1 protein-coding gene is annotated in these 355 nt (G+C 67.6%); it reads left to right on the top strand.

Features of this window, described 5'->3' with window-relative positions; genetic code table 11:
- A partial coding sequence (locus C0Z16_RS38005) for an Ig-like domain-containing protein (protein WP_158244592.1) occupies positions 1-355 on the top strand: 355 nt, incomplete at both ends.

Genomic DNA, 355 nt, shown 5'->3' with positions numbered 1-355 from the left:
TCGGGCAGCAGCGGCAGCGATCACATCACGAACACCGGCACACTCGGCCTGAGCGGGGTCGAGAGCGGCGCGACAGTGCAGTACAGCATCGACAACGGGACGCACTGGAGCAGCAGCTTCAGCGCTGTCGAAGGCGCAAACACCGTCCAGGTCCGCCAGACCGACGTGGCCGGCAACGTGTCGGCGGCAACCAGCTTCAGCTTCACGCTGGACACGGCCGCTGCGGCACCCGGGGTGGCACTCGCCACCGACTCGGGCAGCAGCGGCAGCGATCACATCACGAACACCGGCACACTCGGCCTGAGCGGGGTCGAAAGCGGCGCGACAGTGCAGTACAGCATCGACAACGGGACGC

This window comes from Paraburkholderia rhynchosiae (assembly GCF_002879865.1).
GTDB lineage: Bacteria > Pseudomonadota > Gammaproteobacteria > Burkholderiales > Burkholderiaceae > Paraburkholderia > Paraburkholderia rhynchosiae.
Note: the sequence above shows the minus strand (reverse complement) of the source record. Positions and strands in the feature narration are given on the sequence as shown.